General features: G+C 71.8%; 11 protein-coding genes. 2 read left to right on the plus strand and 9 right to left on the minus strand.

Annotation, left to right across the window (positions count from 1 at the left end; all coding sequences use genetic code 11):
* The first annotated feature begins 26 nt into the window (after positions 1–26).
* The gene (locus ACRQ4C_RS16055) at positions 27–485 is read left to right on the plus strand and encodes a GNAT family N-acetyltransferase (protein ID WP_290133656.1); all 459 of its coding nucleotides are present in this window, start codon (positions 27–29) and stop codon (positions 483–485) included.
* Entirely contained in the window at positions 482–949 is a 468-nt protein-coding gene (locus tag ACRQ4C_RS16060) for an MGMT family protein (RefSeq protein WP_439689388.1), read from the plus strand. The genes ACRQ4C_RS16055 and ACRQ4C_RS16060 overlap by 4 nt, the downstream gene beginning before the upstream one ends.
* Here ACRQ4C_RS16060 and ACRQ4C_RS16065 read toward each other — a convergent pair.
* From ACRQ4C_RS16065 to sucC, 9 genes are all read right to left on the minus strand, one after another.
* Entirely contained in the window at positions 907–1,602 is a 696-nt protein-coding gene (locus ACRQ4C_RS16065; RefSeq protein WP_439689390.1) for an acyltransferase, read from the minus strand. The two genes, ACRQ4C_RS16060 and ACRQ4C_RS16065, sit on opposite strands and share 43 nt — an antisense overlap.
* Before the next feature lie 76 nt (positions 1,603–1,678).
* On the minus strand, positions 1,679–2,104 hold the full coding sequence (locus ACRQ4C_RS16070) for a DUF805 domain-containing protein (protein ID WP_290133653.1): 426 nt from the start codon (positions 2,102–2,104) through the stop codon (positions 1,679–1,681).
* A 95-nt stretch (positions 2,105–2,199) separates the two neighbouring features.
* A complete protein-coding gene (locus ACRQ4C_RS16075) occupies positions 2,200–4,008 on the minus strand; it encodes an ABC transporter ATP-binding protein (RefSeq protein WP_439690922.1) in 1,809 nt (602 codons plus the stop codon).
* A gap of 92 nt (positions 4,009–4,100) precedes the next feature.
* Positions 4,101–5,924, minus strand: coding sequence for an ABC transporter ATP-binding protein (locus tag ACRQ4C_RS16080; RefSeq protein WP_439689392.1), 1,824 nt, complete (start codon positions 5,922–5,924; stop codon positions 4,101–4,103).
* Between the two features lie 687 nt (positions 5,925–6,611).
* Positions 6,612–8,240 carry a bifunctional phosphoribosylaminoimidazolecarboxamide formyltransferase/IMP cyclohydrolase gene (purH, locus tag ACRQ4C_RS16085; protein WP_439689394.1) on the minus strand — a complete coding sequence of 543 codons (1,629 nt, stop codon included), beginning with the start codon at positions 8,238–8,240 and terminating at the stop codon, positions 6,612–6,614.
* On the minus strand, positions 8,237–8,830 hold the full coding sequence (gene purN, locus ACRQ4C_RS16090) for a phosphoribosylglycinamide formyltransferase (RefSeq protein ID WP_290133648.1): 594 nt from the start codon (positions 8,828–8,830) through the stop codon (positions 8,237–8,239). Before purN ends, purH begins: the two co-directional genes overlap by 4 nt.
* 31 nt (positions 8,831–8,861) lie before the next feature.
* On the minus strand, positions 8,862–10,847 hold the full coding sequence (locus ACRQ4C_RS16095) for a cell division protein PerM (protein WP_439689396.1): 1,986 nt from the start codon (positions 10,845–10,847) through the stop codon (positions 8,862–8,864).
* Between the two features lie 101 nt (positions 10,848–10,948).
* Positions 10,949–11,842 carry a succinate--CoA ligase subunit alpha gene (gene sucD / locus ACRQ4C_RS16100; RefSeq protein WP_439689398.1) on the minus strand — a complete coding sequence of 298 codons (894 nt, stop codon included), beginning with the start codon at positions 11,840–11,842 and terminating at the stop codon, positions 10,949–10,951.
* 15 nt (positions 11,843–11,857) lie between these two features.
* Positions 11,858–13,027 (minus strand): ADP-forming succinate--CoA ligase subunit beta, encoded by a 1,170-nt coding sequence (gene sucC / locus ACRQ4C_RS16105; protein ID WP_439689400.1) that lies wholly within the window; start codon positions 13,025–13,027, stop codon positions 11,858–11,860.
* Between the last annotated feature and the right edge of the window lie 135 nt (positions 13,028–13,162).

Genomic DNA, 13,162 nt, shown 5'->3' on the forward strand with positions numbered 1-13,162 from the left:
ACTGGCGGCACGGATACGCTGACCGCATGGCCGATCTCCGTCTCGAACAGCTCTCCGCAGCGACCGCCGCCGCGGCCAACTCCCTGACGCTCAAGCCGGGGCAGGAACAGTTCGTGCAGCCGACCACCTACGGGCAGGCGGAGTCGGACGTGAAGCCCAGCTCCGCGTGGACCCGCGTCGTGCTCGACGGTGACGAGGTCGTCGGCATGATCATCGGCACGTTCGACGCCGACAACCCGGAAGAAGAGCTGCGCAGCGCGATCTGGCGGGTCAACGTCGCGGCGACGGCACAGGGCCGGGGCGTCGGACGCTTCGCGGTGCACGGCCTCGCGGACGAGGCACGCAGTCGGGGCTTCGAGCGTCTGACCGTCGTGTACGAGCCCGGCGGCAGCGGCAGCCCCGAGGCCTTCTTCCGTGCGCTCGGGTTCGACTTCGTGCGCGAAACACAGTACGGCGACCACTTCGCGGTCCTGACGCTCGGGTGACCCCTGACCCACCCGTGAGCGCCGAGCCGTCACCGGCGTTCGACTTCGGTGCCGCCGTCGCCGAGGTGGTCCGGAGCATCCCGTCCGGCCGCGTCATGACCTACGGCGACGTCGCCGCGGTCCTCGGGTCACGTGCCTCGCGTGCGGTCGGCAAGGTGATGGCCCACGAGGGCGCCGACCTGCCCTGGTGGCGCGTGGTGCGGTCCGGCGGGCACCCGCCCGTCCACCACGAGGCGCGCGCGCTCGAGCACTACCGCGCGGAGGGCACGCCGCTCGTGCACGGCGCCACGGCCTGGAGGCTCGACATGCGTCGGGCGCGCTGGTCACCGGACCCGGGTGACCCGTCGGACGACGTGACGGGCGGGGCGGGCGCACACCGCGCCTCCCGGCCGGGTCGCGCCACCGCCGGACCGGACCAGGGCTACGACCCGACGGATCCCGGGTTCCCGACCGACCCGTTCTGAACCGCGGTACCGGGCCCGGTCTCGTCGCGGGCCGCCGCGCTCGGACCCGGCACGGGTCCACCCGATCCGCTCGCGACCGCTGCCGTCACGGCGACGTCCGGCACGCCGGCGGACTCCGACGGCCGCAGGTCGCGGATGCGTCGGGCGGGGACGCCGGCGTAGAGCCCGCCGGAGCGGAGGTGTCCCGCGACGACCGCACCCGCAGCGACCACGACGTCGTCCTCGATGACGGCGCCGGGGAGCACCATGGTCCGGGCGCCGATCCAGACCCGCTGGCCGATCGCCACCGTACGACCCGAGGCCGTCCGGTCCCAGTCGCCGGCGGCGTCGATGCCGTGGTGGCTCGTGACGATGAGCACCTGCATGCCGATCGCGGTGTCGTCGCCGATCGTCACGGGGGCGACGGCCTCGATCGAGACGTGCTTGTTGCAGAAGACGCCGGTGCCGATGGTCAGGTTCCGGGCCGAGCCCGTGAGGGCGAACCCGACGCCGGGGCCGGACCCGACGTGCGCTCCGGCGAGGTTCAGGAGCCCGCGGCGGACCACCCGTGGGAGGAGCGCCGAGCCGAGGAGCGTGCTGAAGAGGACGTGCTCGGTGCCGTACGTGAAGTCTTCGCGCAGGCGGGCCGCCGGGCCACTCGGGGTGTGGGTCACACGCGAACAGTAGGTCGGTCCTGCCGCGTCCGTCCCCTGCTCCGGCCACTCTTGCGGGTTCCCGCTGCCGAACCTGTCAGAGGTCGAAGCGTGCGCCCTTCGGGTTCGCCGGGAGCAGGCACAGGACGAGGAACACGAGCGTGCCGATCCCCGGGACGACGTTCACGAACAGCCAGAACCCGGACAGGTTCGCGTCGTGCAGCCGTCGGGCACCGAGTGCGAGCGAGCCGATCAGGGTGACCAGGCCCCAGAGCACGAAGAGGTACGAGCCGACGGGGTTCTCGAACAGCGGCGAGTCCGGGGTGAACGCCTGCGGCACGAGCTGCAGCGCCAGGCCGATCGCGAGCGACGTGATCCACCACCACCAGAACTCGGCCCGGGACGCACGACCCGTGAAGACGGTGTACTTCCGCCAGAACCGTCGGACGGCCTCGGCGAAGGGCGCGCCGTAGAAGGGGTCGCGCAGGGCGACGCCGCCGGGCTGCACGCTGTCGTTGCTCATGACCCGAGCCTGTCATGTCGAACCACGAATCCGACGTCGAACCCGCGCGGATGCACGGTTCGACGTCGGATTGGTGGTGCAACGCCCGCGGGGACCTACACGAGCGAGTCGCGCCAGGCGGCGTGGAGCTGGGCGAACCGTCCGGTGCCGGCGATGAGGTCCTCCGGCGCGCCGTCCTCGACGATGCGTCCGTGCTCCATCACGAGCACGCGGTGCGCGATCGCGACGGTCGACAGGCGGTGCGCGATGATCACGGCCGTGCGGTCGGCGAGGAGGGTCTCGAGGCCCTCCTGCACGAGCCGCTCGGACGGGATGTCCAGCGACGCGGTCGCCTCGTCCAGGATGAGCACCTTCGGGTCGGCGAGGAACGCCCGCGCGAACGAGAGCAGCTGGCGCTGCCCCGCGCTCACCCGGCCACCACGCTTGTTCACGTCGGTGTCGTACCCGTCCGGCAGCGCCATGACGAACTCGTGCGCGCCGACCGCCTTCGCCGCACGCTCGATCTCCTCCCGGGAGGCCCCGGGCTTCCCGAGCGCGATGTTGTCCGCGACCGAACCGGAGAACAGGTACGCCTCCTGCGTGACCATGACGATCGCGCGGCGCATGTCCTTCGTGTCGAGTTCCCGCAGGTCCACCCCGTCGAGCTGCACGGACCCCTCCGACGGGTCGTAGAAGCGCGCCATGAGCTTGGCGAGCGTCGACTTCCCCGCACCGGTGGACCCGACGAGGGCGATCGTCTGACCGGCCGGGATGTGCAGGTCGAACTCCGGCAGCACGACCTTGTCCGCGTTGTAGGCGAACACGACGTCGTCGAAGTCCATCTTCCCGCTGGCGTCGGCGAGGCGGGTGGGCTTCACCGGGTCCGGCACGCTCGGCCGTTCCTCGAGCACCCCGGAGATCTTCTCCATCGCGGCCGAGGCCGACTGGTACCCGTTGTAGAACATCGCGAGCTCCTGCGCCGGGTCGAAGAACCGCTTGGCGTACAGCGCGACCGCGAGCAGCGCGCCGACCTCGAGCGACCCGCCGACGATCCGGAAGCCGCCGACGACGACGACCGCGGCCAGCGTGACGTTGCCGATGAGCACGAGCACCGGGTCGAAGGTCCCGAACAGGTTGAACACCTTCGTGTTCGCCAGTCGGTAGTCCTCGACGTAGCGGCCGTACTCGTCACGGTTGCGGGACTCCTTGCGGAAGGCCTGCACCGCCCGGATGCCCGTCATCGTCTCGACGAAGTGCACGATCACCCGGGCCGAGGTGACGCGGGTGGCCCGGAAGAGCGTCTGCGAGTTCGTCTGGAACCAGCGGATCAGGAACCACAGGGGCACGAGCGACACCGCGAGCACGAGCCCGGACGTCGGGTCGAGCGCCACGAGGGCGATCGCCGTGAACACCATGTAGAGCACGCCCTGGATGAGCTGGTTCAGCCCGGAGTCGAGCAGTTCGCGGATGGAGTCGAGGTCGCTCGTCTGGCGGGAGATGATCCGACCCGACGTGTACGTCTCGTGGAACTCGAGCGACAGCCGCTGCGTGTGCAGGAACACCCGCTTGCGGAGGTCGAACAGGATCGCCTGGCTGATCCGGGCCGCCAGCACGGTGTACCAGGCGGTCAGGACGGCCCCGGCGATCGCCACGACGATGTACGTCGCGACGACGCCGAACGCCGGCACCCAGTCGTTCCGGTCGAGCACCGCCGGCAGGGCGTTGTCGATGCCCCACGCGATCAGCGCCGGACCGGCCACGGTCCCCGCGGTGGAGACCACGACGACGATGCCGAGCAGCACGAGTCGGGCCTTGAGCGGAGCCGCGAGCGACCCGAGCAGGGCGAGGGAGCGACGCCGCAGGCGCTTGCTCTCCGCCTTGGTGAAGTCGTCGCGCTCCTCGCCACGGACACCGAGCGTGGTGATCGACGCGGTGACCGGCTGCTGGACGTCGTCGACGTCGGGCGCGTCGGTCGACTGCGCCGCCGTCTGGGCTGGCAGTTGCTGTTCCTGCTGGCTCATGCCATCGCCTCCTCTCGTGCGGTGGCGTCGTCCTCGTCGAGCGAGGAGATGACGTAGCGGTAGTGGTCGTTGGTGGCCATCAGCTCCGAGTGGGTGCCGACGGCGGTGACGACGCCGTTCTCCATGAGGGCGACGCGGTCCGCGAGCGTCACCGTCGACGGACGGTGCGCCACGATGAGCGACGTCGTCTCGGCGAGGACGCGGCGCAGGCCGGCCTCGACCCGGGCCTCCGTGTCGACGTCGAGCGCCGACAGCGGGTCGTCGAGGACGAGGACCGACGGGCGGGCGGCGATCGCACGGGCGAGCGCCAGACGCTGCCGCTGACCACCGGAGAGCGACAGCCCCTCTTCCCCGACCCGGGTGTCGACACCGTCGGGCAGGTCGTCCACGAAGGACGCCTGTGCGATGTCGAGCGCCTCGCGCATCACGGCCTCGGCCTCGGCGCCGGACAGGTCCGGCCGTCCGAGCAGCACGTTGTCCCGGACCGAGGTCGAGAACAGCGTGGCGTCCTCGAACGCGACGCCGACGTGCCGCCGGAGCTCCTCGCGCGTGAGGTCACGGATGTCGACGCCGTCGATCGTGACCGAACCGCCGGTGACGTCGTACAGCCGGGGCACGAGCGAGAGCAGCGTGGTCTTGCCGCAGCCGGTCAGCCCGACGAGCGCCATGGTCTCGCCCGGACGGAGCTGCAGTTCGACGCCGTTGATGAGGTCGGGGTACTGCGGGGCGGAGTCCTGGTAGCGGAAGTGCACCGCGTTGAAGGACAGCGCGCCGTGCGGCTCCGCGATGGTCCCCGGCTCCCGCGGGTCGGTGATCGTGTTCTCCGAGTCCATGACCTCGAAGAAGCGGTCGACCGCCGTGCGGGTGTCGAAGGTCATCGAGAGCAGGAAGCCGATCGACTCGATCGGGAACCGCAGCACCGTCGCCGTCGCGAAGAAGCCGAAGAACTGGCCGACGGAGAGCTGCCCCTGCGACGCCAGGTAGATCCCGGCGAGGAGGCACAGTGCGAACGCCACGTCCGGCACGAGCAGCAGCCAGAGCCAGATGCCCGCGACGGCCTTGGCCTTCTCGATCTCGGTGCCGCGGAGCGCCTCGGCCTGCTCGCTGAACTCGTCGAGCTTGTACCGGCCGCGGCCGAACGCCTTGAGGACGCGGATGCCGTGCACGGACTGCTCCACGCTCGTGGCGAGGTCACCCACCTGGTCCTGGCTGCGACGGGCCACGACCGAGTACTTGCGCTCGAACAGCAGGCCGTTGATCCACAGGGGGATCGACGCGACGAGGAACACCAGGCCGAGCAGCCACCCGAAGGTGAACAGCACGACGAAGCCGACCACGATCGTCACGATGTTGACGACGAGCAGGACGACGCCGAACGCCAGCCACCGGCGGATGAGCGACAGGTCGGACACCGACCGGGACAGCAGCTGGCCGGACTCCCAGCGGTCGTGGAAGGCCACCGGCAGGTCCTGCAGCTTCGCGTAGAGCGCGTTCCGCATGCTCGTCTCGATCCGTGTGGACGGACGCATGACGAGCCGACGGCGCGAGGCGATGAAGAACGCCTCGAGCACGCCGAGCGCGAGCACGGCCAACCCGGCGGGCCAGATCTGTGCGGCGTCCTTCGAGGACAGCGGCCCGTCGACGAGCCACTGCAGGACGTAGGGGATCGCGAGCGCGACCAGCGAGGCACCCATGGCGGCGAACATGCCGCCGATGAGGCGCCGCTGGTGCGGCTTCACGTAGGGGTAGATCCGCGCGATGGCGCGGAAGGTCGAGGGGCGGTCGGTGGACGGGCGCGCCTGGTCTGGCGTCTTGGACATGGGGTCTGCGTCCTCGTGCGTCGTGCCGGTCCCCCGGATCGGTCGCTGCTGTCGCAGCAGCCGGCCTGGAGGCACGGTGTCCGTTGCGTGGTGGTCGTCGGCCGAGCGGTTGGTCGCGTCGCGGGCCGTGGCCACCCTGGTCGGGCGGGTGCGGTGTCGCGTCGCGGCCGTCCGCCGCCGCTGGTCGTGCGGCGTCGGTTCGGTCGGAGTGCACCGGGGACGTGGTGGTCCCCGGGTTCAGGCGTGGGCTCGCGCAGGCCCGTGCTCGTCGTCACCGGTGGTCGTCCGGCGACTCGTCGCGTGCTCGTGGTCGTCGGAGGAGACCGACGGCTCGTCGCTGGCTGTGGGAAGCAGCCCTACGCGGACAGCGGTGCCGAGACGGCGGGCGTACCCGGGAACGGGTACGGCGCGACGGCTGCGGGTGCGACCCGCGGTCGTGCGTCGGGAGCGGTCCCCACGAGGCGCACGATGTCCGCACGGGCTGCCATGGCCGTGGTTCCGGTCGTCGTGTGCATCGTCACTCCAGTCGTCGTCTTCGTCACCGTTGTGTCCCGCGGTGCCGCCGACCGCTCTGCAGTGTCCTGCTGGGTCGTCGGCGTGCCTGTCGCGGAGCCTTACAGACTATTCACAGTCGAACGTGGCGCGCAAGCGTTTTCCGGAGTTGCCGGTCGTTCCGGGTTGATGGACTCAGTGGAAGAAGTGCCGCTCACCCGTGAGGTACATCGTGACGCCGGCTGCCTTCGCGGCGGCGATCACCTCGTCGTCGCGGACACTGCCCCCGGGCTGGGCGACCGCGCGGACACCCGCGTCGAGGAGCACCTGCAGGCCGTCGGCGAACGGGAAGAACGCATCGGACGCCGCGACCGATCCGGCAGCGCGGTCACCGGCACGGCTGACCGCGAGGTGGCACGAGTCGACCCGGTTCACCTGACCCATGCCGACGCCGACGCTCGCGCCGGCGTTCGCCAGCAGGATCGCGTTCGACTTCACCGCACGGCACGCCTTCCACGCGAACGCGAGGTCGGCGAGGGTCTGCTCGTCCGCGGGCTCGCCCGACACGAGGGTCCACGTGGACTGGTCGAACCCGTCGAAGCGGTCGGCGTCCTGGACGAGGAAGCCGCCGGAGACCTGCTTGACCTCCTGCGGGACGAGCGCGAAGTCGGCCGGGAGCTGCACGAGACGGATGTTCTTCTTGCGGGAGAGGACCTCGAGCGCCTCGGGGTCGAACGCCGGGGCCACGACGACCTCGGTGAAGATGTCCGCGACGGTCTCGGCCATCCCGAGCGTCACCGGGCGGTTCGCCGCGATCACCCCGCCGAACGCCGACAGCGGGTCGCAGGCGTGCGCCGCAGCGTGGGCCGAGGCGATCGGGTCGGCCGCGTCCGTCGGGGCGACCGCGATGCCGCAGGGGTTCGCGTGCTTGATGATCGCGACGGCCGGCTCGGCGAAGTCGTACGCGGCGCGGACGGCCGCGTCGGCGTCGACGTAGTTGTTGTACGACATCTCCTTGCCGTGCAGCTGCGTCGCCTGCGCGATGCCGGTGCCGTGCTCGGAGCGGTAGAGCGCCGCACGCTGGTGCGCGTTCTCGCCGTACCGGAGGGTGGCGGCCAGCCCCGCGTCGACCGTGAGGTGCTCCGGGAAGTCCGCACGGGCCTCCCGGTCGTCACCGTTGCTCGCGTCGGACGCGACCACGTCCGTCGCGAAGTACGAGGCCACCGCCGTGTCGTAGGCCGCCGTGTGAGCGAACGCCTGCGCCGCCAGGCGCTTCCGGAGGTCGAGCGTCGTCCCACCGGCGCGGACGGCCTCGACGACCTCGGCGTAGGAGCTCGGCGAGACGACGATCGCGACGTTCGGGTGGTTCTTCGCCGACGCGCGGACCATCGCCGGGCCGCCGATGTCGACGTTCTCGACGACGGTGGCGGTGTCCGCACCGGACGCCACCGTCTCGACGAACGGGTAGAGGTTGACGACCACGAGTTCGAAGGCCTCGATGCCGAGCTCGGCGAGCTGCTGCTCGTGCGACTCCAGGCGGAGGTCGGCGAGGAGCCCCGCGTGCACGGACGGGTGCAGGGTCTTCACGCGGCCGTCGAGCGACTCCGGGAAGCCCGTGACGCTCGAGACGTCGGTGACGGCGAAGCCCGCGTCGCGGATGGTCTGCGCGGTCGATCCCGTCGAGACGATCTCGACGCCGGACTCGGCGAGCGCACCGGCCAGCTCGAGCAGGCCGGACTTGTCGGAGACCGAGATGAGCGCGCGGCGCACGGGCACCACGTCACGGTCGCGGTACAGGCTGGGGTCGGCGGCGTGCACGCTCATGCGTTCGAGGGGCCCTTCAGGTCGGTCTTGCCGTTGGCGATGTCGAGGACGGTCTGGATGAGCAGGCGACGCTCGACCGGCTTGATGCGGTCGTGCAGCGTCGACTCGGAGTCGCCCGGCAGCACCGGGACGCGCTCCTGCGCGAGGATCGGCCCGGAGTCGACGCCGTCGTCGACCGCGATGACGCTCGCGCCGGTCTCCGTGACGCCGGCGGCGAGGGCGTCACGCACGCCGTGGGCGCCGGGGAACTCGGGCAGGTACGCGGGGTGGGTGTTGATGATCCCCGGGGAGAACTCGGCGACGACGGCCGGCGGCAGCAGGCGCATGAGGCCGGAGAGCACGAGGAGGTCGGGCGTCCACGGGCGGATCTGCTCGGCGAGCGCGGCGCCCCACTCGGCACGGCTCGCGTACCGGGAGTAGGGGACCGTGAAGGTCGGGATCGAGAACTCCTCGCCGAGTCCGAGGCCCTCGGCGTCGCGGTCGGCCCCGATCGCGACGACACGGGCGGGGTACTCGGCGTCCGTGGTCGCCTCGAGCAGCGCCCGCAGGTTCGACCCGGTACCGGAGATCAGGACGACCAGTTCGAGCACGGGGTCCAGCCTAGCGGGGCGCTCGAGCGTGCTACTCCGTCGACTTCGGCTTGCGCCACCAGGGCAGCTCGTCCTCGGGGATCTGGTCGGTGCGGTCCCACCTCGGGCGCGAGGGGGTGCCGTCGGCGCGCCGGGGGTCGTGCGGGGGGTGCACGGGTTCGGCACGCTCGACCGCGTCCGTGTCGTCGTGGTGTCCGGCGACGAACTCCTCCGTGCTCCACGGGAACGCGGGCTGCTGCTCGGTGCCCGGCGCGGTCGGCAGCGGCAGGGGCTGGTCGCCGACGCGGTCGCCGCCGTGGTCGCCGCCGATCCTGTCGCGGACCGCGGCCGCGCGGTCACGGACGCCACCGCGCACCCCGTCGGCCGCACTGCGCAGGCGGTCCCGCACGCTCCCGAGGGCGGCGGAGGCCGGCTGGCCGTCGGTGGCGGTCGTGCGGTCGACCCGGTCGGAGGCGACGACGTCGGTGCGCGCCCACTCGGGCAGCTCGACGTCCTCGTCGTCCGCGTGGTCGGGCCGGTCCCGATCGGCCGTCGGCGTCGGGACGGGACCTGCTCGCTCGTCGTCGAGCCCGGTGACCGGCTCGGTGACGGCCCCTGTGGCGGAGGGGCCCGCTGCCGCTGCGCCGGTGGTGCGCGTGGAGTGGGGGTCGTGGACCTCCTCGACGACGAAGCGGTGCACGTCCGTGGTGCGCCCGGCGCCTGCGCGGTCGAGCGCGTCGATCAACGATCCCTCGGCGGCGTCGGCGTCGGCGTCCGCGTCGTCCTCCGCCGCCTCGGTCCAGCGCTCTCGCCGCTCCGGCAGCCGGACGAGGTCGCTGCCGACGGCGAGCGCGACGATCGCCGGCACCCCGACCTCGAGGGCCGCGAACGCCCCCACGACGAGTGCGTGCGGGCCGACGTCGGCGAGCCGCCCCGGCCCGAGCGACCCCGAGGACACCCACGCCACCGCGCCCGTGAGCACGCCGGCGACGAGCCCGGCCGCGACGCCGCCGAGTGCCCGGTGCAGCGCGGAGTCGGCGTCACCGAGTGCCCGGACGAGCCGGGGTCGCAGGAGTCCGGCGACCGCGAACCCGGCGACGACCGGCACGAGGACCCAGACGAGCCCGAAGGTGTGCCCGGACGCCGGCAGCGCGCCGAAGACGGGGATGCCGGGGATGGGGCCGAGGACCGTGCCGACCGGGGAGACGCTCGAACCGGTGCCGATCGCGAACCCCGGCCCGACGAGCCACGCGGTGGCCCAACCGACGAGGTCGGGCAGGAACGCGAGCTGTCCGACCGTCAGCGCGATCCCGCCGACCACCCCCGCGTGCGACCGCTCGTACAGCGTGATCACCTCGGCGAAGGAGGCGAAGAGCAGGACCGCCACCACGAGTCCGGCGACGGCGACGACCGCGGCCGTCGCGGCGGTACCGGCCCGGAGACCGAAGCCGGCGACGGCACGCCAGACCGCGGGGACCCGCTCGACGAGGTCGATCGCCCGCTGCGACACCGCGTCCGCCGGGAGCATCCGGCGCAGGCGGCACACCTCGGAAGCGACGAAGGCGGGGATCCCGAACCAGAGCGCGGGGAAGACGACCGCCTGCCAGGTGCTCGGCTGTGTGGCGGCCGAGGTCGACGACAGGGCGACCGCGAGGCCGAGGACGGCGACGACCGCAGTGCCGACGAGCACGCCCGTGGTGCGGTGGGCGGTCTCGGCGAAGCGGCGTCCGGCACGGGCCCCGAGCCAGGCCGTGACGATCGCGAACCCGAGGGCCGCGAGGGTGACGTGGATCGGCGCCGACGCCCCGCTCACGCCCGACGCCTTCGCGGCTGCCGCCCCCAGCAGGAAGGTGACGTCGACCCCGTGTCCGACGAGCCAGACGCTGCCGCTCGCCTTCCAGAACACGTCCCAGTCGACCTGCAGCCCGTACTCGAAGCCCCAGAGCAGGGTGAGCGGCACGAGGGCGATCCCGACGCCGACACCGACCGTCACGATCCCCTCGATCGCGGCGAGCACGGCGGTTCCCAGGCGGTTCATCCGGGCCAGGGTACGTGCCGCGGGGCAGGAACGACGGGAGGCACGGCGCGAACCCGCACCGTGCCTCCAGGCTGTTCCGGACCGACGGTCCGACGAAGCCGCTACGCCGTGGCGGCGGCGACCACCTCGCGCAGCAGCGCTGCGGTCTCGGACGGCGTCTTGCCGACCTTCACGCCGGCCGCCTCGAGTGCCTGCTTCTTCGCCTCGGCCGTGCCCGCGGAGCCGGACACGATCGCGCCGGCGTGCCCCATGGTCTTGCCCTCGGGCGCGGTGAAGCCCGCGACGTAGCCGACGACCGGCTTCGTGACGTGCGCCTTGATGTAGTCGGCCGCACGCTCCTCGGCGTCACCGCCGATCTCGCCGATCATGACGATCGCCTCGGTCTCGGGGTCGGCCTCGAACGCGGCGAGCGCGTCGATGTGCGTCGTGCCGATGACCGGGTCGCCGCCGATGCCGATGGCGGTCGAGAAGCCGAGGTCGCGGAGCTCGTACATCATCTGGTAGGTCAGGGTGCCGGACTTCGAGACGAGCCCGATCGGCCCCTTCCCGGTGATCGTGGCCGGCGTGATGCCGACGAGGGACTCACCGGGCGTGATGATGCCGGGGCAGTTCGGGCCGATGATGCGGGTCGTGCCGCCCTTCGCCTTCGCGTGCGCCCAGAACTCCGCGGAGTCCTGCACCGGGATGCCCTCGGTGATGACCACGACGAGCGGGACCCCGGCGTCGATGGCCTCCATGACGGCGTCCTTCGCGAACGCCGGCGGGACGAAGACGATCGAGACGTCGGCGCCGGTGGTGTCCACGGCCTCGCGGACGGAGCCGAACACCGGGAGTTCGACGTCGCCGTGCGTGACGGTCGTGCCGGCCTTGCGAGCGTTCACGCCGCCGACGACCTGGGTACCGGCCTTGAGCATGAGCGCGGTGTGCTTGGTGCCTTCACCGCCCGTGATGCCCTGGACGATGACCTTGGAGTCCTTGTTGAGGAAGATCGACATTGTTCTGCAGGCTCCTTACGCCGCGGCCGCGGCGAGCTCGGCGGCCTTCTCGGCCGCATCGTCCATGGTCGCGGCGACGGTGACGAGCGGGTGCGCCGCCTCCGCCAGGATCCGACGACCCTCTTCCACGTTGTTGCCGTCGAGGCGCACGACGAGCGGCTTGGTGGCCGAGTCGCCGAGGATGCCGAGCGCGGCGACGATGCCGTTCGCGACGGCGTCGCACGCGGTGATGCCGCCGAAGACGTTCACGAAGACGCTCTTCACCTGCTCGTCCCCGAGGATGACGTCGAGGCCGTTCGCCATGACCTCGGCCGAGGCGCCGCCGCCGATGTCGAGGAAGTTCGCGGGCTTCACTCCGCCGTGGCGCTCACCGGCGTACGCGACGACGTCGAGCGTCGACATGACGAGTCCGGCGCCGTTGCCGATGACGCCGACCTCGCCGTCGAGCTTCACGTAGTTCAGGCCGTGCTGCTTCGCCTTGGCCTCGAGCGGGTCCTCGCTCGCGGTGTCCTCGAGCGCCTTGTGGTCCTCGTGCCGGAAGTCGGCGTTCTCGTCGAGCGAGACCTTGCCGTCGAGCGCGAGGATCTGTCCGTCGCCCGTGCGCACGAGCGGGTTCACCTCGACGAGGGTGGCGTCCTCGCCCTGGTACACGTCGTAGAGCTTGACGAAGACGTCGGCGACCTTGTCGACGAGCTCCGCCGGGAACCCGGCCTGCTCGGCGATCGCCCGACCGGCTGCGGCGTCGATGCCGGTCAGCGGGTCCACCTCGACGCGGGCGAGGGCCTCGGGCTTCTCGACCGCGAGCTGCTCGATCTCCATGCCGCCCTCGACGCTCGTGAGCGAGAGGTACGAGCGGTTCGCCCGGTCGAGCAGCACCGAGAAGTAGAACTCCTCGGCGATGTCCGCGCCCTGGGCGACCATCACGCGCTGCACGGTGTGGCCCTTGATGTCGAGGCCGAGGATCGCCTGCGCGTGCTCGTACGCCTCGTCGGGGGTCTTCGCGACCTTGACGCCGCCGGCCTTGCCGCGACCGCCGACCTTCACCTGCGCCTTGACGACGACCACGCCGCCGATCTTCTCGGCCGCTGCCCTCGCCTCCTCGGGGGTGTCTGCGATGATCCCCTGGAGGACGGGGACGCCGTAGGACTCGAAGAGGTCCCTGGCCTGGTACTCGAAAAGATCCACGCTGTTCTTCTTCCCGCACGTTCCGTGCGATCGGCATCGGTTACCCGGTCGCCACACTCCACATCGAGGGTCGCTCGATGTCGAGACAACGGCCGCGGGTCAGCCTAGCGCCGGCAGGTGGACGCGGGGTGCGCG

It is taken from the genome of Curtobacterium sp. SP.BCp, from assembly GCF_051903255.1.
Classification (GTDB): Bacteria; Actinomycetota; Actinomycetes; order Actinomycetales; family Microbacteriaceae; genus Curtobacterium.